27 protein-coding genes are annotated in these 25,155 nt (G+C 32.7%); 15 read left to right on the plus strand and 12 right to left on the minus strand.

Features of this window, described 5'->3' with window-relative positions; translation table 11 throughout:
- The first annotated feature begins 6 nt into the window (after positions 1–6).
- Positions 7–519 carry a hypothetical protein gene (locus ACFSC2_RS07870; RefSeq protein WP_379816851.1) on the plus strand — a complete coding sequence of 171 codons (513 nt, stop codon included), beginning with the start codon at positions 7–9 and terminating at the stop codon, positions 517–519.
- A 2-nt stretch (positions 520–521) separates the two neighbouring features.
- Here ACFSC2_RS07870 and ACFSC2_RS07875 read toward each other — a convergent pair whose 3' ends face one another.
- The 9 genes from ACFSC2_RS07875 to ACFSC2_RS07915 all read right to left on the minus strand — a co-directional run bounded on the left by ACFSC2_RS07875 (position 522) and on the right by ACFSC2_RS07915 (position 7,569).
- Positions 522–1,289, minus strand: coding sequence for a LytR/AlgR family response regulator transcription factor (locus ACFSC2_RS07875; protein ID WP_379816852.1), 768 nt, complete (start codon positions 1,287–1,289; stop codon positions 522–524).
- A gap of 48 nt (positions 1,290–1,337) precedes the next feature.
- Positions 1,338–1,706, minus strand: a complete 369-nt coding sequence (locus ACFSC2_RS07880; RefSeq protein ID WP_379816853.1) for a 2TM domain-containing protein — start codon at positions 1,704–1,706, stop codon at positions 1,338–1,340.
- A gap of 15 nt (positions 1,707–1,721) precedes the next feature.
- Positions 1,722–2,039: a 2TM domain-containing protein gene (locus ACFSC2_RS07885; protein ID WP_379816854.1), complete on the minus strand. Its 318-nt coding sequence runs from the start codon at positions 2,037–2,039 to the stop codon at positions 1,722–1,724.
- A complete protein-coding gene (locus ACFSC2_RS07890; protein WP_379816855.1) occupies positions 2,030–2,359 on the minus strand; it encodes a 2TM domain-containing protein in 330 nt (109 codons plus the stop codon). The genes ACFSC2_RS07885 and ACFSC2_RS07890 overlap by 10 nt, the downstream gene beginning before the upstream one ends.
- A 2-nt stretch (positions 2,360–2,361) precedes the next feature.
- Positions 2,362–2,664: a 2TM domain-containing protein gene (locus ACFSC2_RS07895; RefSeq protein ID WP_379816856.1), complete on the minus strand. Its 303-nt coding sequence runs from the start codon at positions 2,662–2,664 to the stop codon at positions 2,362–2,364.
- A 2-nt stretch (positions 2,665–2,666) separates the two neighbouring features.
- The gene (locus ACFSC2_RS07900; RefSeq protein WP_379816857.1) at positions 2,667–4,010 is read right to left on the minus strand and encodes a histidine kinase; all 1,344 of its coding nucleotides are present in this window, start codon (positions 4,008–4,010) and stop codon (positions 2,667–2,669) included.
- Positions 4,011–4,028: 18 nt separating this feature from the next.
- Positions 4,029–4,649 (minus strand): hypothetical protein, encoded by a 621-nt coding sequence (locus ACFSC2_RS07905; RefSeq protein ID WP_379816858.1) that lies wholly within the window; start codon positions 4,647–4,649, stop codon positions 4,029–4,031.
- Between the two features lie 46 nt (positions 4,650–4,695).
- Positions 4,696–5,103 carry a DUF2141 domain-containing protein gene (locus ACFSC2_RS07910; RefSeq protein WP_379816859.1) on the minus strand — a complete coding sequence of 136 codons (408 nt, stop codon included), beginning with the start codon at positions 5,101–5,103 and terminating at the stop codon, positions 4,696–4,698.
- 306 nt (positions 5,104–5,409) lie between these two features.
- Positions 5,410–7,569: a TonB-dependent receptor gene (locus ACFSC2_RS07915; RefSeq protein WP_379817015.1), complete on the minus strand. Its 2,160-nt coding sequence runs from the start codon at positions 7,567–7,569 to the stop codon at positions 5,410–5,412.
- Positions 7,570–7,797: 228 nt separating this feature from the next.
- On the opposite strand from ACFSC2_RS07915, the gene ACFSC2_RS07920 reads away from it, so the two are divergent.
- The 12 genes from ACFSC2_RS07920 (at position 7,798) to ACFSC2_RS07975 (ending at position 15,666) form a co-directional block, all read left to right on the plus strand.
- Positions 7,798–8,256, plus strand: a complete 459-nt coding sequence (locus ACFSC2_RS07920; protein ID WP_379816860.1) for a DinB family protein — start codon at positions 7,798–7,800, stop codon at positions 8,254–8,256.
- Between the two features lie 10 nt (positions 8,257–8,266).
- The gene (locus ACFSC2_RS07925; RefSeq protein WP_379816861.1) at positions 8,267–8,527 is read left to right on the plus strand and encodes a hypothetical protein; all 261 of its coding nucleotides are present in this window, start codon (positions 8,267–8,269) and stop codon (positions 8,525–8,527) included.
- Positions 8,528–8,548: 21 nt separating this feature from the next.
- Positions 8,549–8,755, plus strand: a complete 207-nt coding sequence (locus tag ACFSC2_RS07930) for a hypothetical protein (protein ID WP_379816862.1) — start codon at positions 8,549–8,551, stop codon at positions 8,753–8,755.
- A gap of 54 nt (positions 8,756–8,809) precedes the next feature.
- The gene (locus ACFSC2_RS07935; RefSeq protein ID WP_379816863.1) at positions 8,810–9,268 is read left to right on the plus strand and encodes a YciI family protein; all 459 of its coding nucleotides are present in this window, start codon (positions 8,810–8,812) and stop codon (positions 9,266–9,268) included.
- A gap of 35 nt (positions 9,269–9,303) precedes the next feature.
- Positions 9,304–9,828, plus strand: coding sequence for a hypothetical protein (locus ACFSC2_RS07940; protein WP_379816864.1), 525 nt, complete (start codon positions 9,304–9,306; stop codon positions 9,826–9,828).
- Positions 9,829–9,901: 73 nt separating this feature from the next.
- Positions 9,902–10,477, plus strand: a complete 576-nt coding sequence (locus ACFSC2_RS07945; RefSeq protein WP_379816865.1) for a sugar O-acetyltransferase — start codon at positions 9,902–9,904, stop codon at positions 10,475–10,477.
- Positions 10,477–10,866, plus strand: a complete 390-nt coding sequence (gloA2, locus tag ACFSC2_RS07950; protein WP_379816866.1) for an SMU1112c/YaeR family gloxylase I-like metalloprotein — start codon at positions 10,477–10,479, stop codon at positions 10,864–10,866. The genes ACFSC2_RS07945 and gloA2 overlap by 1 nt, the downstream gene beginning before the upstream one ends.
- Positions 10,867–11,327: 461 nt before the next feature.
- Positions 11,328–12,605 (plus strand): chloride channel protein, encoded by a 1,278-nt coding sequence (locus ACFSC2_RS07955; protein ID WP_379816867.1) that lies wholly within the window; start codon positions 11,328–11,330, stop codon positions 12,603–12,605.
- A gap of 94 nt (positions 12,606–12,699) precedes the next feature.
- Positions 12,700–13,299, plus strand: coding sequence for an HPP family protein (locus ACFSC2_RS07960; RefSeq protein WP_379816868.1), 600 nt, complete (start codon positions 12,700–12,702; stop codon positions 13,297–13,299).
- 254 nt (positions 13,300–13,553) lie between these two features.
- Positions 13,554–14,096: an IS1096 element passenger TnpR family protein gene (locus tag ACFSC2_RS07965; RefSeq protein ID WP_379816869.1), complete on the plus strand. Its 543-nt coding sequence runs from the start codon at positions 13,554–13,556 to the stop codon at positions 14,094–14,096.
- Positions 14,097–14,205: 109 nt separating this feature from the next.
- Complete coding sequence (locus ACFSC2_RS07970) at positions 14,206–14,565, plus strand: four helix bundle protein (RefSeq protein WP_379816870.1); 360 nt, start codon at positions 14,206–14,208, stop codon at positions 14,563–14,565.
- A 42-nt stretch (positions 14,566–14,607) separates the two neighbouring features.
- Complete coding sequence (locus ACFSC2_RS07975) at positions 14,608–15,666, plus strand: nucleoid-associated protein (protein ID WP_379816871.1); 1,059 nt, start codon at positions 14,608–14,610, stop codon at positions 15,664–15,666.
- Positions 15,667–15,750: 84 nt separating this feature from the next.
- On the opposite strand, the gene ACFSC2_RS07980 is transcribed toward ACFSC2_RS07975, so the two are convergent.
- Positions 15,751–16,332, minus strand: coding sequence for a TetR/AcrR family transcriptional regulator (locus ACFSC2_RS07980; protein WP_379816872.1), 582 nt, complete (start codon positions 16,330–16,332; stop codon positions 15,751–15,753).
- Between the two features lie 73 nt (positions 16,333–16,405).
- Positions 16,406–17,158: an SDR family oxidoreductase gene (locus ACFSC2_RS07985; protein ID WP_379816873.1), complete on the minus strand. Its 753-nt coding sequence runs from the start codon at positions 17,156–17,158 to the stop codon at positions 16,406–16,408.
- A 227-nt stretch (positions 17,159–17,385) separates the two neighbouring features.
- Here ACFSC2_RS07985 and ACFSC2_RS07990 point away from each other — a divergent pair, with 227 nt between their 5' ends.
- The gene (locus ACFSC2_RS07990; protein WP_379816874.1) at positions 17,386–19,755 is read left to right on the plus strand and encodes a GAF domain-containing protein; all 2,370 of its coding nucleotides are present in this window, start codon (positions 17,386–17,388) and stop codon (positions 19,753–19,755) included.
- A 335-nt stretch (positions 19,756–20,090) separates the two neighbouring features.
- On the opposite strand, the gene ACFSC2_RS07995 is transcribed toward ACFSC2_RS07990, so the two are convergent.
- Complete coding sequence (locus tag ACFSC2_RS07995) at positions 20,091–21,284, minus strand: Pycsar system effector family protein (RefSeq protein ID WP_379816875.1); 1,194 nt, start codon at positions 21,282–21,284, stop codon at positions 20,091–20,093.
- A 26-nt stretch (positions 21,285–21,310) separates the two neighbouring features.
- Here ACFSC2_RS07995 and ACFSC2_RS08000 point away from each other — a divergent pair, with 26 nt between their 5' ends.
- Entirely contained in the window at positions 21,311–25,042 is a 3,732-nt protein-coding gene (locus ACFSC2_RS08000; RefSeq protein WP_379816876.1) for a metallophosphoesterase, read from the plus strand.
- Positions 25,043–25,155: the final 113 nt, after the last annotated feature.

A 25,155-nucleotide genomic window follows, 5' to 3' on the forward strand; every position in this document is an offset into this window, starting at 1 on the left:
ATATTTATGAAAAAGATCTATTTTTTACTTTGCTTACTATTTACTTGTTTTATTAATTCACAAGAGAATGCTAACCCATTAGTTATTTTTAATGCTGAAAATATAGGTTATAAAAGTCTAGAAGAAATTTTGAAACCTATAAAACAAGAAGACATTGCAATTCTTTCAGTACTTAAAGAAAATGGATTAGAAAAATATGGATCAAATTCTGGTGTAGTTGTAATCACAACCAAAAAATTCATCGTAGATAAATTTTACAAAAATATTATTGCAAATTCAGAATTAAAGAAAAAGATCCCAACAGCTGAATCTTTAGCTAAAATTGGAATTATCGGAAGTAAGGCTGAAAATAAAAATCAGCCTTATGATGAATTAGCAAAATATATAAACATTAATCTTGATGAGAATCAAGTACAAAAAATTGCATCAATTTCTTTTATAGAGCCTAGTGTTGCTCTTCAAATGAATCCAGATTGGAAATTTGGAGCTATCGAAATTATGTCAACAATGGATAGATAATTTTATCCCAACCAGCTTTTAAAATCCTGAACTTTTTCACGGCTTACAATAACCTCATCATCTTTATAACTTGGTAAAATCACTTTTAGACGAGAATTGGTGTAAACCTGAATTTCTTTAATGGCTTTTAGCGGTACAATAAATTTTCTGCTTACGCGAAAGAATTCCTTTTTGTCTATTTCTTGTTCCAGAATTTCCAAAGTTGAATCAATCAGGTAATCTCTGTTGTCGTAAGTGTGAATATAGGTTCCTTTGTTTTCGCTGAAAAAACATTCGATTTCTTCTGTGGTAATTACTTTTAAATGCTGTCCGATTTTAACCGTAAATCGTTTTTTAAAAGTTTTCTCAAACGGATTTGAAAGCATTTGACGAATCTGTTCAAAATCCATTCTTAGGTTTTGCGATTCTTCTGAAACTTTCGGAAGTCTGCTTCTAAATTTAGTAACAGCAGTTTCCAAGTCGTCTTCATCAATTGGCTTTAGAAGATAATCTATACTATTCAGTTTAAAGGCTTTTAACGCATATTCGTCATACGCTGTTGTAAAAATAATAGCGCTTTTAATATCAATTTTTTCAAAAATTTCGAAAGACAAACCATCAGAAAGCTGAATATCCAAAAAAATCAAGTCGGGATGACTATTACTGGTAAACCAATCTACCGCTTCTTCTACAGAATGCAGCATGGTTTCTACTTTAATATCTAACTTTTCTAATTTACGCTGGAGCAGTCTTGCGGCGGGTTTTTCGTCTTCTATGATTAATGTTGTCATGTATTGTTTTGGTCGATTTGGTCGGTTGAAGAATTTATTGGTTTAAAGTTATTCCCATTTATCGGCTTTAGCTTGTTCCTTGTCAATATACTGCTGAATCTTCTTTTTTTCCCAGTCTTCGCTGAAAAACCATTCTCTTCCGAATACTGAAATCCCATGAATCAACAAACCAATTCCCCAATAAAAGGCTGTCGAATACGTTCTCCAATCAAAAAAGCCAGTCTCGTAAAAGTTTCTGGTAAAGAAATCAGAATTAATATTGGCAACAATAATAATTAAGTTTACAATAATATAAATTCTTAAGTGAGAATAAAAACCTTTTAGTCTTTTTACTTGTTTGTATGCGATATCAAATCGTTCGTCTGTACTAAATTCCTGTCTGTAATCTTCGTACATGCGTTTTTTAAAGTTTCCCATAATTTCTAAAATTTATTATTGCCATTTATTTTTATTGTTCTTTTCTTTTTCCATCAGTTCTTTGATCTTTTTTTCTTCCCAGTCTTTTCCTAAACTTGGAAGCAGTTCAAAAACTTTCAAACCATGTATCAAAACTCCTACACCCCACCAAAGTAAAGGCCAGTAAAACCACAAATGATTTGGGCTTGTAGAAAGATTAACAATAATCAAAATAACATTTACTAATATATATGAGGTAAGATTTCCGTAAAAACCTTTAATATTCTCTACTTTCTTTTTTGCTAGAAGATATTTTTCATCTTCATTATAATTCATTTCCATAATTACTCCCATTTTTGTTTTTCTGTTTTTTTCTCTATTAAACTTCTAACTTTTCGCTCTTCCCATTCATCTCCAAAAACTTTGTTTGAAGCGAAAAAATCAACCGCAGAAACTAAAAAAATCATTGTAGCAATACACATTACAAATTCGTTAATATAGTTTAGCGGAAAAAAATTAAGCGGTGCTTCGGTGTTTTCTTTTAAAATATAAACGATTACTACAATAAGATAAATAAAGGCATCTGAGTAAAACGATTTAAGTTTTAAGACCTTCTTTTTTGCTATTTTTTGAAGTTCTACGTTTTCTTGCTCATTAAAATAATTCGTTTCCATAACTATTTCCAGTTAGCTTTTTTATTTTCTTCCTCGAGTATTTCTTTGATTTTTCTCGCTTCCCATTCTTTATTAAAAAAAGGAGCATAATCAAAAGCTTTCAATCCGTGCATCACAATTGCAATTCCCCATCCAAATAAGCAGTATAAAAACCATAAATAGTGTGGCGATGTCGTTAGATTTACCACTATCACAATCGGATTTGTAAGGACGTAGACGGTTAAGTGCTGGTAGAATTTTTTAATTTCTTCTACTTTCTTTTGAGCTTCATAATAACGTTCTGCCTCGGTGTAATTTCGTTCCATGATTACTTCCAATTAGGTTTATTGTTATTTTCTTTATTCAAGATTTCTCTAATTTTTCTTTCTTCCCAATCAGAGCTGTAACCAAAAACTTTAAATGCATGCATTACTATTCCAAATCCCCAGCCTAAAACTGAAAACCAAAACCACTGAAATTTAGGCGAGTAGGTCAAATTTACAAAAACTAGGATCGGAATTACACAGCAATATGAAATTACATTTGCATAAAATCCTTTTAATTCTTCTACTCTTTTTTTAGCTCTAAAATAAGCTTTATTTTCGTCGTTATTATAATCTAATGTCGTTTCCATAACTGTAATTTGTTTCGTTAAAATTGGAATTCTAACGGTGAAATTTTTCTCGTTTTGATCAATTAAAACTTTTCTGTTGGTTATAATACTATATCGGTCTACGATATTTTGAAGTCCAACTCCTTTTCTGTCCTGCAATACCTCTTTTTTCTGGTAATCATTTTGGATTGCGAGATAGCCTTTATCAATAAAAATTCGGATATGCAATGGTTTTTGTTCGCTTACCACATTGTGTTTCACTGTATTTTCAAGCAAAAGCTGCAACGATAACGGAACCACTTTTGCATCTGGATTTACACCAATTGTCGGCAGTTCGTAAAACAAACTATTTTCAAAACGCATTTTTAAAAGGTTCATATACGTTTTTGCAAACGATAATTCATCTTCTACAGAAACCAATTCTTTATCGCGCTGTTCTAAAACATAACGGTAAATTTTGGATAAAGAAGTAGTAAACCTTTGTGCGTTATCCGGATTTTCTTCAATCAAAGAACTTAAAACATTCAAGCTATTAAATAAAAAATGCGGGTCAATCTGATTTTTTAAACTCTCGAACTTTGCATTGGCTGTTCCTGCAATAATTTTTTGCTGCGTTACCTTGTTTTCCTGATAAATTTTATAGAACTGTAAAGCGTGAAAAAACAACAGTACAATAAAGGTAACGACTAACGATTCTATATAATTCGCTCCTTTTTCGTTGGCTATAAAACTTAAAATCGTTTGTTTCTCGATTATAACTTTAATAAAAAGTCTTAGAACGCCAATTACTAAAAGTGAAATAAAAAAAGAACTTACAAACCCAATAACTATTCTTTTTATTGAGAAGCGGTTTTCTTTAAAAACCCTGTCTAAAAATTCAAAAAGAGTTGCATTTACAATGTACAAAACCACACTGTACAACATGCAGTATAAAAAGTAGATGTACAGATTTTTGTCAAAAACATCCATTCCGTAAGAAGCAAATCGAAGCAGAAAAGAAAACATAAAAACGATTCCTCCAACTAAAAACGCTTTTAACAAATTAGGTTTTAATGTCATTCTAAAATAGTATTGAAATTATTTACAAGTTTTTTGAGTTTCTAACGCTCTTTCTAATCCCCATTTTGGAGAAAATTGCGTTTCTGGTTTAAAAGTACCAAAAAGTTCAATAGCTTTATTCACTTGAGCACACAAAGGTTTTGTATCTACACCTGTCCATTTTGCGCCTCCTAATTGATAATCTGCTTCACCAAAAACAGCTCTCGGATTGTTCGGGTCTATTGCTTTAGCTTTTGCGTAAGCTTCCATCACTTTAGAAGAATATTTCATTCCGTTTGTCATCGGATCCATTACAACATACGCCGTGTAGATTAAAGCTTGTAATACATAAAGTTCTGCATTACTTTGATCTTTGATCATTTCAACATCCAAAGCGTCTTGGGCTTTTGTAAGCATTAAAGCTACTTTAGTTTTGTCTTTTTCAGTAAAAGTAGCTGTTGTATTTACTAAAGCCACATAATAATTAGGAAGCCAGCTTGTTTTTTCTGCTGCTGCAATTCTTTCAAATAATTGAGAAGCTTCTGTATTTTTACCTTCTTTCCAAAGTCCGAAAGCTTTTCCCATTCCTTGTTCAAATTGTGTTTGTGCAGAAACTAATACTACTGCGAATAATGCGATTACTGTGATAATTTTTTTCATTTGATAAATAATTAAATGGTTATTTTTTGATGTTAGTTACTCTTTATTAAAATACAATTTCGATTTTTGAATCTTTACTGACACTAAATTTAGCATCTTTATAAGCTGGCGGTCCCATAAACCCTTTTGCGTTATTCGACGCAGCATAATCCTCTGACGGAATTCCCATCATGTTTTTATCTAGTTTTCCGTTATTATTTTCATCATGATAACTAGAAATTGCATATTCACCAGCCGGAAGGTTTTCGAATGTTACCGTTGCTGTATTATTTTTAATTTCAGAAGAAAGGCTTTTGTAAATCGTTTTAAGAAATGTTCCTTCTGAGTTGTACAATCCTACTTTAACAGTTCCAGTATTATTTTTTAAACCTGAAATAGAGACAGTCAATTTTGCATTTTGAGCAGACATTAAACTGAAGATGAATAACATGGTAATTGTAATAATTTTTGTCATGGTTTCTTTTTTTAAGGTTCTAAGTTACTAAGGTTCAAAGGCACAAAGTTTTTTTTATTCTTTGCTTTTAATTCTGATTGACTTTGAAACTCTGTTTCTTTGTTTCTCTGAACCTTTATTTTATACTTCAAAAGTATACTGATTTTAAGTCTTTTAAAATTAAATGATACTGAGTTGTTGATTTTGGTTACTGAATTGATTTTTTTGAGGTTCAAAGGTTCAAAGGGACAGAGGTTCAGAGAGTTTTCCTTTCCACTTTCAAAAAACTTTGTTTCTTTGAACCTTTGTCGCTCTGCACCTAAAAAACTACAAATTTTTCAACTGATTCTCATTTTTATTCTGGCTGATTGTCCAGAAGAAACCTACGAAGAAAAATCTGTCTGCTGTTGGCACTACCGCTTGTCTTTGATAAACACCTGTTGCATCTGGTGTTCTGGCATAATCGTATCCGAAAACGTTTTGTGTTCCAATTATGTTTGAAACTGAGAAGTATATAATCTTTTGAGTAGTTAATAAATAAGCCCAGTTAAAACTCAAACTGTTGTATGATTTTGTTTTTCCGCTCATAAATTGCGTCTGATTTGGATCGTTGTAAGGTCTTCCCGTTGCAAAACTGTTTGTGAATCCAATTTGTGATTTCCAATCTGTGATAAAATATTTTGTTACAATAGATAAATTATGATTGGCAATAAAATTTGGAGTCGCCATTGTTGGAAAATTCTTGTATTGTCTTTGAGAATCGATGTACGAATATGAAATCCAATATTCTAAGTTTTTGTACAAATTGCTGTCTCTCCAAAACAAATCTAAACCTTTTGCATATCCTGAACCGTTGTTATTGAAAACTGAGTTGTACTGAATATCTCTTGTATCATACTGCACCAAATTTCTATAGTCTTTATAATAAGCCTCCGCTCTAAAAGTCAATCCTGGTTTTGTGTATTGATAGTTTAAAATATAATGTGAAGCATGCTCACTTTCGAACTGATGAAATTTTGAATATTTGATGTAATCAACAACCGGTGTTTGAGAAAAATCTCCGTAAGCAAAAGAAAACTGACCTCCTTTTGAAACTTTGTATGCAATAGAAGCTCTAGGCGCTAATCTTGATTCGTCTAAAAGGCTATTGTTTGAAAAACGTACACCTACTTTTAAAGCTAAAGATTTAGAGAACAAAATATCTCCTTCTGTATAAGCAGCAAAAATATTAGAATCGTAACCTGTTGCTGTATTGATAGAAACGTTGTCATTAAAATCTTCATTGTATTTGGTAATGAAATAATCTGTACCAAAAGATAATTTAAAATGATCCGAAACATTTTTTCTAAGTTTCAACTTCAACTGCGCTGCATTTTCTCTGCTGTCTACATCGCTTATATTGAATTTGACTTTGCTGTTGTTATAACCATAACTTACTCCAGAAGTTAACTGCCATCCCGTTCCGATTGTTCCTTTGTAAGATCCATTTAAATAAAAATTATTGTTATTCATATCAGTTCTCACAGGATCTACAAAATTGACATTCTTTTGATTTAAATCGAATCTTTCTGAATCAAAAGCCGCGTATAGTTTAAAGGTTCCGTTTACAAAATGATAACGATAAACTGTTTCTCCAGAAAGTGACTGATATGGACTGTTCCAATCTACATTCTGCGGAATAACTGCTTGATAAGGCGCAAGATTAATATAAGCAGCATTTACACTTAAGGAACTTTTATTCCATTTTTGAGTATTTCCTAAACCTAATCCAACAGTCATTAAAGAAATATCCGTTTTATTATGATCGGCTTCGTCCTGCGTATTTAAAAGCAAAACACTTGATAAAGCTTCACCGTATTCTGCAGAATATCCTCCTGTTGAAAAAGAAATACCGCTGAAAAGAAATGGCGAAAAACGACCTCTTGTTGGAAGATTATTCGTCGTAGCTCCGTATGGCTGTGCAACACGAACGCCGTCTACAAAAGTCTGCGTTTCACTCGCTTCACCCCCACGTACAAACAAACGTCCGTCTTCTCCAACCGACTGTGTTCCCGGCAAGGTCTGCAGTGCTGCAATAATATTTCCGGCAGAACCTGCTGTCGTTACAATATCCAAAGGTTTTAAAACAGAAACTCTCGCTTTATCTCCAGACTCTAAAGTTCCTGCTGTAATAACAACTGCATCCAAAGTATTTACATTTTCTTTAAGTTTTATGGGCTGATCTTTAAAATTGGTAACATCAATTTCTTTTGAGAAAGTTTCGAACATTAAAAAACTTACAACCAAAGTTTTGTTTCCTGTTTCGGTAGTTTCAAAAGAAAACTCTCCAGTTTCAGAGCTTGATGTTCCGTCATACGTTCCATCAATATAAATATTTGCTCCTGCTACAGGTTTTCCTTTTTGATCCGTAACTTTCCCAGAAATAACGTTTTGAGCAAAAGTAAAGGCACTCATTAATAATAATATAAAAGTAATTTTGGTTTTCATACCTGTTGGTTTTAATTTTTTATTGGTCATGTATGTTATCGCTTTTTTTAAATTGTTTTTGCAAGCAAATTTTTTTAGTAGCGATTTCATGATTGTTGGTTTTTGATGAAGCAAATGTATTTGAACATTTCTTGTTAAAAAATATAAAATAACTCAATTGTAGAAATTTGAGGATGAGTTGTAAATTACTTCTTCGTATCTTAGCTACAGAACTTAAAAAACCAAAAAATGTCTGAAAGCAAAAGAATATCAAACCTTTACCAGTCTATTTATAATGGAAATCCTTGGCTGGAAGTTAATCTGACCAATACTTTAAAGGATGTGACAGCAAAACAGGCTTACCAAAAAATAAATCCTAATTTAAATACGATTTGGGAAATTGTTAACCATTTAATTCAATGGAGAAGAAACATTTTATTACGTATGCAGGGCGAAACGATTATAACTCCAGATCATAATTATTTTGTTCCCGTTTTAGATCCTTCCGATTTTGCCTGGGAACAATCACTGCAGACATTAGCAAAAACTCAAGAATCGTGGAATACCTTTTTTGAAGATTTTGATGATGAAGATCTTGCTAAAATATATGTCAATAACGGACATACCTATTATGAACATATTCACGGCATTATTCAGCACGATGTTTATCATTTGGGACAGATTGTGATTTTGAAGAAAATGCTTTAAAAGAATTATAATGATTAATGAAGCATTAGATTATCAATGGCGAAAGATTAAAAATGGAAAAAGTTATTTAGCTATTGTAAATCTTGAGGTTAGTCCGAATGAAAATCAAAACGAAATTATAGAAGAATATTCCGGTAAAGGCTGGGTTGGAATGGGTCATTTCGCATCTATTCCTGCTAAAGAAGAAGCTGGAAAAGCAGGTTTTTCAGACTGGAGAAAAGCGATTTTAAAAGCTTTAGAATTTGTTCTTTCTAAAACTGAAACCAAATAATGGACCATTAAGATAAAAAAAGTGGAAGGGCTTCTAATTACAGACACGAATCCAACTATTGTGGGATATACGGTCATTTTAGCTTTTTGTAAACAAACCAATTTAGAACTTAATCCTGATTTAATGCAGCAACTTGAAAATTTCACTTTTAGAAGCTGGGAAGGAAAAAACTATGAAAAAATTCCAAATTTTATGGATTTACAGTTTGAAGATCATTCACATTTTTAATTCATAAAAAAGTTTTTTTGCACTACTTTGATTGTAAACTAAAACCATTCTGTCATGAAAAAAATTCTATTCTTACTCTTTCTCTTAACAATATCAATTAAAGGATTCTCGCAGGAAACGAAAGTTAAATATGATGAAGTATTGGCGAAATCACTTCATGCCGACGAATACGGAATGAAAAAATATGTTTTTTGTCTTCTTAAATCTGGCACCAATACAACTGCCTCTAAGGAAGAAACCCAAAAACTATTTGAAGGTCATATGGCCAATATCAACAAACTGGCAAAAGAAGGAAAACTGGCTGTAGCCGGACCTTTTATGAAAAACGACCGAAATTATAGAGGCATTTATATTTTTAATGTAGAAACTATAGCCGAAGCTGAAGCGCTCGTTGCAACAGATCCTGCAATAAAAGCAAAATTACTCGAAGCCGAATTAACGCCTTGGTATTGTTCTGCCGCTTTGCAGGAAGTTCCGCAGATTCATGAAAAAATTGCTAAGACGAAAATGTAGCAATTACTTCTTATTTAAAACAATACAATAAAATTATGAATAATTTAATCGTGAGATTTTCAAAAAATATATTATTCATTATACTATTTTTGATGATAAGTTGTTCTGAAAATAAGATTGTCAAAGTATCCAATGAAACAAATATTATAGTAAATAAGATTGGAAAAAATGATATTTTGATGGGAGAAGCTGTTGGTATAGGCGGAACTAAACCTGAACAATTTACAAATTTTGAAGAGTTAGAAAAAACTGCTTCAAAAGAAGAATTAATACTATTAACAAATCATCAAAATGCCGTTGTGCGCTGTTACTCTTTTTGGGCATTGGCACAATATAGAAATGTAGATCTATTTTCTATCGTCAAAGAACATATGAATGATACGACTACAGTCGCAACAATGTTTGGCTGTTTACTTTCTTCAGAAAGAACTGGTGATTTTTATATGAATGTAGTTAATCCTAAATATAATTTTTTTAATGTTAGGAAATTAAGCGAAGAAGAGTTCAATGCGTTAGACAGTATTTTAATTCGTAAAAAAACAACAGCATTCCTAAAATAAATCAAAAAATCAGCAAAGAGTTGAAGAGAAGTGATTCTTTAGTTGAGATTCTAAAAAAGAATAACATTAAATAATGAAAACCGAAAAAGAAAAAATGATCTCTGGCGAGTATTACAATGCCTTTGATCCAGAATTAGTAAAAGGAAGACGCGCTGCAAAAAACCTGCTTCACAGTCTAAATGTAAAAGAATACCGAGTTACCAAAAAAGCAAAAGAAATCCTTAAAGAACTTATTCCAAACGCTGGAGCAGGTTTTTATATAGAACCTCCTTTTCACTGCGATTATGGTTATAATATTTTTGCAGGTGAAAACGTTTATTTTAATGTGAATTGCGTGGTTCTAGACTGTGCGCCGGTAAATATTGGATCAAATGTATTTATTGCTCCGAATGTTCAAATTTACACCGCATCTCATCCGCTTGACGCTGAATTAAGAAAGACTCTCGAAAATGCTTATCCTGTAACCATTGGCGATGATTGCTGGATTGGCGGAAATTCGGTTATTTGCCCAGGAGTTACAATCGGAAAAGGCTGTGTAATTGGTGCTGGATCTGTGGTTACAAAAGACATTCCAGACAATTCGCTTGCCGTTGGAAATCCGGCGAAAGTAATTCGAAAATTAAATCAAGAACCTGAATCTAAAAAATAATGCTTACCCTTAATAAAGTTCATCACATTGCCATTTTATGCTCTGATTACGAAAAATCGAAATATTTCTATACGCAGATTTTAGGTTTAACTATTATTCGTGAAATCTATCGCGACGAACGTCAATCATATAAATTAGATTTGGCTTTAAATGGTTCTTATGTTATTGAATTATTCTCGTTTCCAAATCCGCCGCAAAGACCTTCGAGACCAGAAGCGGTTGGTTTAAGGCATTTGGCTTTTGAAGTAATTAATTTAGAAGAAACAATTGCGTTTTTAACTTCAAAAAACATCGAAGCAGAACCTATACGAATTGATGAAACAACTGAAAAACGTTTTACTTTTATTGCTGATCCTGATCTACTTCCGATAGAGTTTTACGAAAGATAAGTATTTCATAGGGATAAAGGTTCAAAGTTACAAAGGGACAAAGTGGCAGGATTTATATTAACATAAAAATGAATTGCGTCCAGCTTTAGCTGGATGAACAAATTATAGTCTGAGAGAAGGGCTTTAGCCAAATAACATTTGTTTTGGCTAAAGCCTTTTTACTTGTGTTATTTTTAACCTCCAGCTAAAGCTGTAGGCAATTCAAATTCCATCTCCTATATTAAATGTCGAGCTTCTTACGAGGATCTCTCCTCGAAATGACAAACTATTACTAATACGATCGCTTAAAATAAAAACTTTGTCCCTTTGCTCCTTTATAACTTTGTCTCTTTTTAAAGAAAGAATTTTCCTGTTTATACGAGTTTTAACACACTAAAATAAAGATTTCTTAGAAAAAACCGAATTTGATTCTTAATTTTGTAATCCGCATGAAAAAAAATGCGAATTCAAATTTACTTCTGATGAACAAAACGGCGCAAATCAAAAAAAATCATCAATTAATCAAATTCCAAAAATTAGTAATTGTTTCTATTTTAATTGGCTTTCTTTCAGCCTTTCTTGGAATTTCACTCAAAAAAATCACCGAATATTACGAAGAAATCTTCTTTCACGAAGTCACAGTAAATCCGATTTATTACGTAATTTTCCCAGTTTTCGGATTATCCGTTATTTATTTTCTAAGACAGTATCTTTTCAAGAAAAAAGAAAATAAAGGCATCAAAGAAGTTTTTGAAAGTACCGCTTCAAAATCAAAAAACCTTCCTTCTTATAAAATTCCATCACATTTCATCAACGGATTATTAACCGTTATTTTTGGAGGCTCAACAGGAATTGAAGTTTCTACCGTTGTGGCTACAGCTACAATTGGCTCTGTTGCTCACGAAAAAGAAAATGTTTTCCGTCAATACAAAACAGAGTTGATTTGTGCGGGTGTTGCAGCTGGAGTTACAGCACTTTTCAGCAGTCCGATTGCAGGAATTTTATTTGCTTACGAAGTAATTTCACGAAAAGTAACCCGAGCTTTTTTAATTTCCAATATTATAGCAGTCTCGATTGCATTTGGTTTATTGACTATTTTAAAAGAAGAACCATTATTTGCTGTTTCCGTTACAACTTGGCACCTTAAAGCGATTCCGTACTTTATTCTTTTAGGAATTTTGGCGGGAATGAATTCGGTTTACCTGACTCGATGCGTATTGTTTTTCAAATCGCAATTCGGAAAAATTGGCAAACATTATTACAAAATCATTTTAGGATCTATTGTATTAAGCGTTTCATTATTTGTTTTCCCGCAATTGTACGGCGAAGGATATCATGCTATTAAAACCAATTTTATAGCTTCTAATCAGATCATGACATTGACTCTGGCTCTAACATTTATCGGAATTTTAATTCTAAAACCAATCGTAACATCTATTACTTTGGCTTCTGGCGGAGACGGCGGTGTTTTTGCGCCAAGTCTTTTTATTGGGGCTTTTTTAGGACTTTCGCTGGCTTCGATCTTAAATACCTTTTTTGGATTGCAGGTTATTCCAGTAAACTTCATGATTATCGGAATGGCAGCTGTTTTGAGTGCCAGCATTCATGCGCCATTTACGGCAATATTTTTAGTTTGTGGTTTAACGAATAATTATACTTTATTCTTCCCTATTTTGGCAGTTTGTCTGATTTCAAAATACACTGCTAAAACAATTTATCCTTATACTGTTTATAGTTATTCTCCGAGTTTGATCAAATAATATAGACCTTAAAAAATTAAAAGATTTACTATATCCAGCAAAATGTATTAAAAAACATAACGCTGCATTTTAAAGCAAAATATCACTCAAAAACATGCCTGTTCAGAAAATAAAAAGAAGTTATCGTAAAACGCGCTACATTTTATACAAAGAAACTTTAATTGATTATAAAGAGCATTTTTGGTCATTCTTAGGATCTTTTGTCGGAATCGGAATTTTGGCTTACGTACAATCGATACATTTTTCGGGTCCTGATGCTGTTTATTTAATTGGTTCTTTTGGAGCTTCGAGTGTTTTGGTTTACGGAATTATTCAGAGCCCTTTTTCACAGCCAAGAAATTTAGTCGGCGGACACGTAATTTCGGCTCTCGTAGGTGTTACTGTCAATAAACTGGTTCCAGATATTATGTGGATTGCTGCACCATTAGCGGTTTCTATTGCTATAATTTTAATGCAGATTACCAAAACGCTTCACCCGCCAGGAGGCGCAACAGCTTTAATCGCTGTTATTGGGACCGAAAAAGTAAAAGCTTTGGGTTATATGTATGTACTTTCGCCAGTTTTTACAGGAGTTATGATTTTACTTATAACAGCTTTGATTTTTAATAACATGACTTCAAGCAGAAGTTATCCGAGTCATAGTACGTATCACAAACATTATCATAAGATTAGAAAAAGATTGACTAGAAAATAAGTTATTTTCACGGCTAGTTTTTCATTTCGACGAAAGAAACCCGAGCGATAACGAATTGGCGAAGCAAATTACACACGGGAATCCGCACAGATTGGATAATTTGCTTTGCGGAATTTCTAGTGCGATTTCTCCTTCGTCGAAATAACAAACTAACTGAAATCCAGCTCAATAAAATCTTTTCAACAAATCACGATTCGTGATTCGTATTTCATTTTTTATATTTTACCTTTGACCTCTCAATAAAAACAAAGATTATGGTTTATAAATTTAGAGTAATTCTAGACGCCGAAGAAGATATTTTTAGAGACATTGCAATTCTTGATGAAGATACTCTTGAGGATTTACACAATGCAATCTTCAATGCTTTTGGTTTTGACGGATCAGAAGTTGCTTCGTTTTATACTTGTGATGAAACTTGGAATCAGGAAGATGAAATTCCGCTTTTTGATACGGGAGACGTTCCTGGCGAAATCAGAACTATGAACGATTATCCATTATCTAGTATCTTAGACAAAGAAAATACCAAAATTATCTATGTTTATGATTTCATCAGCATGTGGACTTTCTTAGTAGAATTGGCTGCTATCGAAGAAGAATCTGTTGGCGGTATTTATCCAGAAACTTTATTCTCTCACGGTGAAATGCCAGATGAAGCTCTTGAAAAAAGCTTTGAAGCTGATGACATGCACAACGATATCTACGGAGAATTTGAAGACGACCTAGACGAAGAAGATCTTGACATGTTCGAAGGCGACGACAGCTTCGAAGATTACGGATTTGAGGAAAATTGGAACTAGCGCAAAGGTCCAAAGATACACAGTCACAAAGGTTCAAAGATTTTAAAGCTTACGCTTTTATTTTGTAGTATTTTTCTTTATTTTATATTTTAAATTTAAATATGAAATTATGAATACTTTCAGAGGCCTTTTTGTTTGGCAGAAATCAATGAGCTTTGTAACAGAAGTTTATCAATTAACAGCATCATTTCCTAAAGAAGAAATCTACGGATTAACTTCTCAAATTAGAAGAAGTTCAATATCAATTCCCAGTAACATTGCTGAAGGTTATGGGAGGGATGGAAATAACGATTATTTACGATTTTTAAATATTTCTATGTCGTCTTTGTTTGAGATACAAACACAATTAGAAATTTCTTTTAATTTAAAATTTATAACAGAAAATCAATTTAATAAAATATATGGAGAAAGCAGAGAAATAGAACGAATGTTAAGTGCTTTTATACGAAAGATAAAAGATCGCAAATAACCTTTGTTCCTTTGAACCTTTGCAACTCTGAACCTAGAAAAAATGATAAACCTATTCAACACCCACATCGAGACCCTTGCGATACATCGCGTTGGGAACAAAAGTCGTAATGAAGCGATTTTTTTATCAGAGCAGCCATTTAATTTAAATGATGAAATTGTTCCTTTGATAAAAGAATTCTTTTTTAAGCCTTTTAGAGAAAAAGAAGAAAACTACTATCAGTTTGCACACGAAGTGGACTTGGATTACAATGACATGTTTAAATATGCCACTGAGATTTTTGCTAATCCGGCAAATGTTCATGAGGTTTCTAAAAACATCACAAAACACTTATACGAGCAGTCAAACCACCCGCATATTAAAAACGGTGAGGTTTATGTAACGTATCTAACAAATTTAAGTATTGACAATAATGTCGTTGATGCAATCGGAATTTTTAAAAGTGAATTACAAGCTGACTTTTTACAATTCGAAGAAAAAAACAGCAATCTTGAAATGATCTTACAACAAGGAATCAATTTAAATAAATTGGATAAAGGCTGTTTGATTTTCAATTACAAAAAAGAAGAAGGATATAAAATCTTAACAGTAGACAGCAACCGTTACGACGCGCGTTACTGGCTGGAACATTTCTTATCTGTTGATGCTTTTGAAGATGAAAATTTCATCACTAAAAAATATTTGAAGTTCTGCCAGAACTTCGCAAAAGATGTCGTTTTACCGGCAGAAGACAAGAAAGAGGAAGTAATGTTTATGAACCGATCTGTGAATTATTTCGCTAAAAATGATCAGTTTGAAGAGCAGAATTTCTTGAATGAAGTATTAGACAACCCTGATTTGATTCCTGAATTTAAAAACTATAAAGTTGATAAAGGAGAAAAATACAGCATCGAAGATGTAACTACATTCCCAATCGCAAACGCAGCAGTTTCTGACGCTAGAAAATCGATTAAAAATGTGATTAATTTAGATACTCACATTCAGATTAAAATGGATTTCATTAATCCAGAAAGCGCTGAAAAATTTGTTGAAAAAGGCTGGGATGAAGAAAAACAAATGTATTACTACTTAGTTTATTTCAACAAAGAAGAAAAAAGCTAAGAGTTTTCATTTTCTATTACTTACTTACAACACAAAAAAGGGCAATCACTTTCGTAATTGCCCTTTTTTATTTTCTTGAGATTTCTAAAATAAACTAAACATCGCTTTTAGAATATCATCATAAACTTGCTTGTTTTTTTCGCCGGCTCTTGCCAAAACCCTGATTCCAGAATAATTATTGAATACAAATCTGGCCAATGTCAGCGCATCGAGTTTTGTTGAAATTTGTCCTGCCTCCTGCCCTTTTTTTACAGCTTTTAGAAAAACATCTTCCATAGTTTGTCGATTATCGCTTACGATTTTGGCAATTTCTTCGTCATGCATAGCAAGTTCAACCGATGAATTCACCATAAAACAGCCTTTAGTAATTCGGTCTTCGAGACTTTCTATTACAGCTTGCTTAAAGATTTGAGTAAAAGCTTCTTTGACATCTTCGGATTCTTCCAAAAGTTCTTTTACAGCATCTTGGCCCTGCGTCTGGTATTTTTTTAAAGCTTTGGAAAAAAGCTGCTGCTTGTCACCAAAAGTATCGTACAAACTCGAACGACTCAAACCTAAATGTGTGACTAAATCCTGCGCCGAAGTGCCGTTATAACCTTTGTGCCAAAAAATTTCTACTGCTTTGTCTAAAGCTTGATCTTCATTAAATTCTTTTGTTCTAGCCATGACTTCAAAATTTGAATTACATTGTAAAGATGCAAAAAATACGGAACAATCGTTCCTGAATTAAAACAAAAAATTAAACTACTGCGTTTACTGTAAGACCACCGTCAACAACGATCTCTGTTCCTGTAATAAATGAAGCGTCATCTGAAGCAAGGAAAGCAACTGTTTTACCAATTTCTGAAGCTTGTCCAAAACGTTTCAACAAGATTTTTTCACCTAAAACTGCTCCAAAACCTTCTACTTCTTCTTTTTCTAAACCTAATTTTCCGTAAATCGGAGTTTCTACTGGTCCAGGAGAAACAGCGTTAATTCTAATTTTTCTTGGTGCCAATTCGGTTGCAAATACTCTGTTTAAAGATAAAAGAGCTGCTTTACTTGCTGCATAAACACTAGAATTTGGCATTCCAACACTTGCATTTACAGAAGTATTCAAAATAATAGAAGCACCATCATTAAGAATTGGCAACAATTTTTGAAGTGTAAAATAAACTCCTTTTACGTTTACGTTCATAATAGAATCATAATGTTCTTCTGAAGCTAATTCTAATGGTGCAAAAGAAGCAATTCCCGCGTTTAAAAATACAGTATCAACTTTTCCAAATTTTGAAGAAACTTCGGCAACCAAATTATCAATTGATTTTAAATCAGATTGATCTGCTGCAATTCCAGTAACGTTCAATTCTTGTTCTGCTTTGTTTAAAGCTTCTTTGTTTCTTCCGGTTACAATTACTTTTGCACCTCTTTCTGCTAATACAGCTGCTGCTGCATATCCAATTCCGCTGTTTCCTCCAGTAACGATAGCTACTTTATTTTCTAAATTTTTCATTTTATTTGTTTTTTAAGTTATTGATTATTCAATTATTATGGTACAAAGATATAATAACGGAACGATCGTTCCGTTATTATTATTGTTAAATTTTAGTTAAAATAAAAAAGTTATAAAACATTCCCTGTATTTGCTGGGAAAACGGTTATAGAACTATAGAAGAAAGAAATTGAAAATTGTCCGTCGTTCTTAATTAATCATTAATTTTGCATTAAAAATAAACTAAGATGGATATTCATTTTTTTAAAGAAAGTCCTTTCACTACCATAATCTCATTTCATAAGCTGATTGAATCTTTTGAACAGATTGCACTTTCAGACGTTGATTACAGATCGAATTACGCCAAAGCCATTTTAAAACAAATTGAAACTATTCCGGAATTAAGGACAGGAATTCAAGATTATTCAATTATTAAAGAAAATGAAGCTTTAATTAAAAACATATTAGCTGATTTATTTCCGACCGCATTGACGCAAAACGAAATAAAGGCAGTTACAATTCCATTTCAAAATATCTCTTTCAATTATACAGAGCGTTTTAAAAAAATTCTCAAAAATGCTGGAGACGAATTTTACATGGAAATTCGTGATTTTGATGAACATCAATTCTATATCAACAATTGCTGCTTGATTTTGAGCAATTATTACAAACAGCATATCGATTTCAACAAACCATTTTTCTATGATATTCCAAACGAAGAAGGTATAGAAAAACATTACCGTATTTTGTACAATGCCGATTTCATGGAAATTATTCCGACAGAAAACGCTGTGGAATTATCTCAGGAAGATATTGATCAATTGATCGATAATTATAATGATATTGAATTGTGGAAATCTAAATTCCCAAAAGGAAGCTGGGTTTTAAGAGGTTTCGGAATTGTATCATTATTTGATGCGACTACAGAAAGTGCTATTTCTACTTTGAAAAGTAATTTATTAAAACCTAGTACTTCGAAATTAGATTCAAATGATATTCTTGAAAATATTTTTAAATCTATTTTTGGTCTGCCGAATTTAAAAGTCGGGTTTATTATTTACAATCCTGAAGAAGAAAAATTTATTCGACCAATTAAATTTGACGAACAAATAACTAGTTTTTTACTTCATAGCGATCAAGAGGTTGATTGTAAAAATGCTTTTTTTGGCTGCTCTTTTGAAAATCTTCTAGATAAAAATGAGCCGTTTGTTATTTCTAACGTCAAAAAATTTATTGAAGAATCACCTAATAAAAATTTGGGCGAACATTTATTAAGACAAGGAATTCAAAGCTGCGTTTTTGCTCCAGTTACCAAAGATGGACATCTATTAGGTGTAATCGAATTGGTTTCTGAAAATCCAAGAGATTTAAATAGTGTAAATGCAACCAAATTAGAATTGGTTTTACCGTATTTGACTGATACAATTGATCGTTATAATACCGATATGCAGCATCAGGTTGAAGCGATTATTCAGCGTGAATACACTACCATTCACCCAAGTGTTTATTGGAAATTTAAGAAAGAATCTCAGAATTACTTTCAAAACAATAATCCAACTAAAGATTATATTTTTAAGGAAATCGTTTTTAAAAATGTTTTTCCGCTTTACGGACAAATTGATATTAAAGGTTCGTCTGAACACCGAAACGATACCGTTCGAAAAGATTTAAAAAATCAGCTGAATACGATTTTAGAGATTTTTGCAAATCAACAGCCAAACACTAGTTTAATGCTTTTGGAACAGCGAAAATTTGAATTGGAATCGCTTCGTGATGATTTGGACCAGCCTCTTAAAGCTGATACCGAACAATATATTCAACGTTATATTGAGGACGAAATTCATCCGATTTTAAAGAATACAAAAGATACCGCCATCAATAAAAAGCTGGAAGAGGAATATTTTGAAAGTTTGGATGAAAAAACGGGAATGTTTTATCAGGAAAGAAAGAAGTTTGATAACGCAATGTCTATCATCAACAAAAAGTTAGCTTCGGTTCTGGATAAAAAGCAATTGGAAGCGCAGCAGATTTATCCGCATTACTACGAACGTTTTAAAACGGATGGTGTTGAACATAACTTATATATTGGAGCTTCAATCGCGCCTACAAAACCTTTCGATATTATGTATCTGCACAATCTGCGTTTGTGGCAATTGCAGACGTTGTGCGAAATGGAACTGGAGCATCATCAACTGAAAGAATCTCTGCCATACGAATTAGACGTTACTTCTCTTATTTTGGTATTTAGTTCTGCACTTTCTATTCGCTTTAGAATGGATGAAAAACGTTTTGATGTTGATGGAACTTATAATGCAAGATATGAAGTTGTAAAAAAACGTATTGACAAAGCGCACATAAAAGGCAGTAAAGAACGTATTACCGAAAAGGAAAAAATCACGATTGTGTATTCACAAAATAGCGAAGAGGCTGAATATTTAAAATATATTAAGTATTTGCAGCACAAAAAGATTTTGGAACCTGCAATTGAACAATTTGAAGTTGAAGATCTTCAGGGAGTTTCGGGCTTGCGCGCCATTCGTGTAAAAGTGATCAATAATATTACAAATGCCAATGCAAAAAAAATCACTTATCAGGATTTGTTAGATGAATTGAACTAAGTTTTTGGCAATTTTTAAACACATAGTGTCATAGTAATACTCTTTGTTTAAAAAGGCATTTCATTTATTTAAACAATCATAGCAAAATCAAAAAAGCTTTGTCAAAGTTGAAACTTAGACAAAGCTTTTCTATTATTTATTCTATGTGTGAGAAACGAGTTTCTTTTTATATTCTTTTATGCAAAAAACAAAAAAAACTATGTTTCTATGTGTTTAAAACTTCGACAAAGTTTTTCTATTATTTATACTATGTGTGAGAAACGAGTTTCTTTTTATATTTCTTTTATACAAAAACAAAAAAACTATGTTTCTATGTGTTTAAAATAAATTTTTCACTAAAGCGTAATCCCTTTAAAAGCAATCACAAAGGCAATTACAGTTATAATAATTCCGACCATAAAAAAGTTATATGCAATTCTGAGCAGATTGTATTTACGTTGTAAAACCAAACCTAAATAATACAAATCTTTAATCATTGTAGAATAAAGATAGTCTCTATCTTTCATCATTTCATTCATTGCCCAATCATAATCTTCTAGGGGCATTTTATAGAAATTTCCGAAAAACATTAAATTTACTTTTTTAGCCTCAACATCTCCTCGGGTAAAAAAACCTGAGGTTACTTTTGGTCTTGTCGAAAGAATAGCAAAAATAATCGTGATGACGCTCGACATCAACATAATAAAAGTAGGAACAACCAAATGTGCATTTTTCGGACTGTCTAATTTTGGAATAATTGACGAAAGTGCAATCGAAATGATAATCGCGTTTACAGACAATAAAATATTCGCTTTACTATCAGCAATGCCACTCAAACGCGTATGATTTCCTAACGTAACGCGAAATAAAGTGTCAATACCACGTTCTGGTTTTTCGGCTTTTTCTCCCTTTTCTTTCTTTTTATTTTCTTCTTCTATTGCAGCAGCCGCTTTGAGTTCCTGCTTGTTTATTTTTTTCTGAATCAAAAGCAGGTTTTTTTCTTTTAAAGGCTGCCATTTTCTCAGCGCATAATCGGTATAGAAACGATGTTTATTCAATAAGAAATTCAAATTTTCTCGTGTCCATTCGGCATTAGAAAAATTGGCTAATCCAGTATTTTTTAATTCTAAACGAAGCAATTCGCAGGTTGTAGTATATTCTGCTCCCATCAAATGAGCGTAATCTGCATCTTTAATAATTTTTTCGAGATGTGTTTTCGGCTGGTATTCTTTGGCTGTAGCCAAAATTAAACTGGAAACCAATGCTATAAATTCTTCCGATTTTCCTTTTGTATGCAAAAAGTCTACAGCAATTTTTACACTCTTATTTTCATGATCTTCATAACCTTCAACATATCCCGTATCATGAAACCAAGCGGCCACCAAAAGTGCTTCTTTTTCCTCACTTTCAACATCTTCTTTTTTACATAGTTCCTTTACCGCAGTAACCACTGTGAAAGTATGGTTAAAATTATGGTAAGAATATAAATTAGAAAGTTTATCTTTGAGTAAATTACTGACGAAATCCTCGGATTGTTCTATTAGATTCATAAAGAATATTTTTATACCACTAAATTATGAAATTGTTTTTGGATAATCATTTTATTGCGAAAATTAAAACCCGCTTCTCAGCTGCAGCGATACTTTTCTTTGTTTTTTCTTGCGCCACTAAGCAACCGCAATATGGGAAAAATGTGAGCGCCAACCTAGACGAAAACGCAACCGACTCGATAAAAATTGCACATACGTATTATTTGGTCGGCGATGCCGGAAATGCTGATGAAACACAGGCACAACAAACGCTCGAACTTTTGCATCAAAGATTAAAAAAAGCGAGCAAAAAATCAACTCTTTTATTTTTAGGAGATAACATCTATCCTAAAGGTTTTCCTGCCGAAAAGAACGATGCAGAGAAAGCTTTGGCAGAAACAAAACTGACTAATCAACTAAAACTGACTGAAGGTTTTAAAGGAAAAACCATTGTAATTCCAGGCAATCACGATTGGTACAGCGGTATAAAAGGACTGGAAAAACAAGCTGATTTTGTAACCAAATATTTGAACGACAAAAAAGCTTTTTTACCACGTAAATCTTGTCCGATTGAAGATGTAAAAATAGACAGCACATCAACTTTGATAGCCGTTGATAGTGAATGGTTTCTGGAAGATTGGGACAACCACCCAACAATGAATGACAACTGCGACATTAAAACGAGAGAACAATTCTTTGAAGAGTTGGAAAATCTTCTAAATAAAAACCAAGAAAAAACGGTTGTTCTGGCGATTCATCATCCGTTATTAAGCAACGGAACTCACGGCGGACAATTTTCTTTAGAGAAACAATTATTTCCGCTAGAGAAAAAAATTCCGCTTCCGGTAATTGGATCTTTTATCAATTTACTTCGAAAAACATCTGGCGCGAGTCCACAGGATATTCAAAATAAACAATATACGATTTATGCAAAACGTATTAAAACGCTTTTGCAAAAGCAGAAAAATGTCATTGTAGTTTCTGGACACGATCATAATTTACAATACATCAGTAAAGAAAATATTCAGCAGATTATCAGCGGTGCGGGTTCAAAATCAGAAGCGGCAAGAGCTATTAATGAAAATGATTTTTCATACGGCGGAAATGGTTACGCAACTTTAACGATGTATAAAAGCGGAGACGCCAAAGTTTCTTTTTATGCAAATGAAAACAACAAAGAAAAAAAGCTTTTTGAACGTGAAATTATAAAGGCTAAAGAAATTAACTGGGCATCTGACATTCCGAATAAATTCCCTTCAAAAATTACCACTTCGATTTATTCTCCAAAAATGACCGATAAAAGCTGGTTCCATCAGTTTTTATTCGGACAACATTACAGAAAATATTACAGCATGCCGATTGAAGCAAAAGTTGCTACTGTAGATACTTTGCTAGGCGGACTAAAACCTATTCGCGAAGGCGGCGGCCATCAATCTGTTTCTTTACGAATGTCTGATCCAAAAGGTCGTGAATTTGTTATGCGAGGCATGAAAAAAAGTGCAACGGTATTTTTACAGTCTGTTGCTTTTAAGGATCAATATGTCGTTAATGATTTTCAAAATACCTATACCGAAGATTTCTTGTTCGATTTTTACACGACTTCGCATCCTTACGCTTCTTTTGTAACGGGAAGTATGTCGGATAAAATTGGTTTGGCGCACACAAATCCAGTTCTGTATTATGTACCTAAACAAAATGCTTTGGGCGAATTTAATGCTGGTTTTGGAGATCAATTATATATGGTCGAAGAAAGACCTGCCGATAATCATCTTGATGGTAAAAACTTTGGAAATCCGTCTAATATTATCAGCACAGATGATATGATGGCGAATCTTCATAAAGATGAAAAATACAGCGTCGATCAAAAAGAATATATAAAAGCACGTTTGTTTGACATTCTTATCGGTGATTGGGACAGACACAGCGACCAATGGCGCTGGGCAGAATTTAAAAAAGACGGAAAGGTAATTTACAAACCGATTCCGCGTGACAGAGATCAGGCTTTTGTAAAATATGATGGTGCATTACTTTCTATTTTAATGAATATTCCAGCTTTGCGTCACATGCGTACTTTTAAAGATAAAATTGGCAATGTAAAATGGCTGAGCCGTGAACCTTATCCGTTAGATTTAGCCTTTTTAAGAACAGCCGACGAAAAAGACTGGGTTGAGCAGGCAAAATACATTCAAGAAAACTTAACAGATGCAGACATTGACGAGGCTTTTAAAAATATGCCAAAAGAAGTTCAGGATGAAACTGTTAAAGAAATTCAGCGAAAGCTAAAAAACAGAAAGAAAGACCTTCAAAAATATGCAATAGAGTATTCTGATATCTTGAGCAAAACGGTTATGATTGCCGGAACTGACAAAAAAGACAAATTTGTAATTAATCATAATGCTAAAAAAAGCTTAGAAATTCAGGTTTTCAGAGTTAAAAAAGAAGGAGATGAATTGGTTTACACCAAAAACGTAACCGACGCCAAAACCAAAAACCTTTGGATTTACGGATTGGATGATAATGATATTTTTGAAGTGAATGGAAAGGAAAAATCGAAAATTAAAATTCGTTTAATCGGTGGTCAAAACAATGATACTTATAACATTGAAAACGGCAAAAAGGTTATTGTATACGATTTTAAATCAAAAGAAAACACCTATAATCTTGATTCTAAAACACAAACGCAGTTAACAGACGATTATGATGTTAATTTATACAATTACGAAAAACCAAAATACAATGTAATTTCTGGACTTCCGAATATTGGTTTTAATCCAGATGACGGTGTAAAAGTGGGAATTAATTTAAATTATACGGTAAATAATTTTAAACAAAATCCGTATACGCAACGACACATTTTTAACGCTTTCTACTATTTTGCAACTGGCGGTTTAGAGTTTAATTATGCGGCACATTTTCCTGGTTTATTGGGTAAATGGGTAATTGATGTGGAATCGCTTTATACGACTCCAAATTTTGCGATGAACTATTTTGGATACGGAAATGAAGCGCAATACGACGATGAAGTCAGCATGGATTACAATCGTGTGCGTATCAGAAAATTTAATGCTTCTGGAGCGATACGCCACGTTGGTCGATACGGAAGTGAATTTAGTATTTCACCTATCTTCCAAAGAATGACGGTTGAGCAAACTGAAAATCGTTTTATTGACATTCCAAATATTGTGAATCCGAATATATTTGACAGCCAAAATTTTGGAAGTTTAAAAGTAAAATATTTGTTTAAAAACTCTGACTTTGCTGCGAAACCAACTTTAGGAATCTACTTTATGGTTGCTGGAACTTGGACTACAAACTTAAACGAAACCAAACAAAATTTCCCAACATTAGAAAGTGTTTTAGGTTTTACTCATAAAATCGATCATAATGGTAAATTGATTTTTGCTACTTACTTTAAAGGGAAAGCAATTTTGAATAATAATTTCGAATTTTATCAAGGTGCTACTTTAGGCGGTGACACTGATTTACGTGGTTTTAGAAACGAGCGTTTCCTTGGTAATTCGTATTATTCGCAAAGTTCTGATCTGCGTTTAAGTCTTGGAAAAATCAGAAAAACTATTGCTCCATTCACATACGGAATTCTTGGTGGTTTTGACTATGGAAGAGTTTGGCTTGACGGCGAAGATTCTAAAAAATGGCACCACGATTATGGAGGCGGTCTTTGGCTGAATGCTATCAATATTCTAACAGCTAGAATTTCCTATTTTAAATCTCCAGACGAAATCGGAAGGGTTATTTTTGGAGCGGCATATAGCTTTTAGAAGATTCTAAGGCTCTGAGAAGCTAAGATTCTAAGTTTTTTTTGCTACGGAGACACTAAGGCACAAAGTTATTTTTAGAAATAAAGTTTTTTGTCACGAATTGCACAAATTTT

Source organism: Flavobacterium artemisiae, assembly GCF_042678225.1.
Taxonomy (GTDB): Bacteria; Bacteroidota; Bacteroidia; order Flavobacteriales; family Flavobacteriaceae; genus Flavobacterium; species Flavobacterium artemisiae.